The sequence below is a fragment of the Streptomyces sp. NPDC101166 genome, from assembly GCF_044768125.1.
Taxonomy (GTDB): domain Bacteria; phylum Actinomycetota; class Actinomycetes; order Streptomycetales; family Streptomycetaceae; genus Streptomyces.
The window spans coordinates 1-1,035 of record NZ_JBIWPF010000373.1; the positions used below are offsets into that span (position 1 = coordinate 1).

Below are 1,035 nucleotides of genomic sequence, written 5' to 3' on the forward strand. Positions count from 1 at the left end.
ACGTACGCCCCGGCCGCTAGTTCCCGGAAAACACCGAGCATGCGCACCGTCACATCTCGACCCGGCTGAGCATGACCGATTCCCGCTCGCTATGGATCGGGAACGTAGCGGCGACGCCGCCACGACCCGATCCGGCGCGCCAGGTCAGAGCGTGCGGGTGAGCCGATCGGCGAGGATCCGGGCGAAGTGCGCCGGGTCCTTCAGCTCCCCGCCCTCGGCGAGAACCGCGGTGCCGTATAGCAATTCGGCCGTCTCGGTGAGGGCGAGCGGCTTGTCCTCGTCGCCGGACACCTGCGCGTACGCGTCGCGCAGACCCGTCACCAGAGCGTGGTCCGGGTTCAGTTCCAGGATGCGCTTGCTGTGCGGCAGCTCCTGGCCGGAGGCGCGGTACATGCGTTCCAGCATCGGAGTGAAATCGAACACATCGCCGACGATGCAGGCCGGGGAGGTGGTGAGCCGGTTGGTCAGACGCACCTCCTTGACCTCCGCGTCGAGGGTCTGCTGGAGCCAGCCGAGCACGCCGGAGAAGTCCTTCTCCTGCTGTTCGCGCAGCTGCTCGGAGGCCTTCTTCTCGTCCTCGGTCTCGAGGTCGACCTCGCCCTTGGCGATGGAGACGATCGACTTGCCCTCGAACTCGGTGACCGAGCCGACCCACATCTCGTCGACCGGGTCGGTCAGCACCAGCACCTCGAGGCCCTTGGCCCGCAGCGCCTCCATGTGCGGCGAGTTCTCGATCTGCTGCCGGGACTCGCCGGTCATGTAGTAGATCGCCGACTGGGTCTCGGGCATGCGCTCGACGTACCCGGCCAGCGTGGTCAGTTCGCTCTCGGAGTGCGTGGACGCGAACGACGAGACGCCCAGGATGGTCTCGCGGTTGTCGGCGTCGGAGAGCAGGCCCTCCTTGAGCACCCGGCCGAACTCGCGCCAGAACTCCTGGTACTTGGCCTGGTCCTCGGCGTTCTTCAGATCCTTGACCGTGGACAGCACCTTCTTCACCAGGCGCTTGCGGATCATCTGGATCTGGCGGTCCTGCTG

General features: G+C 66.7%; 1 pseudogene. It reads right to left on the reverse strand.

The annotated features are described in order from the left end of the window. Nucleotides 1-144: 144 nt before the first annotated feature. A pseudogene (locus tag ACIRS4_RS39210) lies at nucleotides 145-1,035 on the reverse strand (molecular chaperone HtpG); the annotation flags it as partial.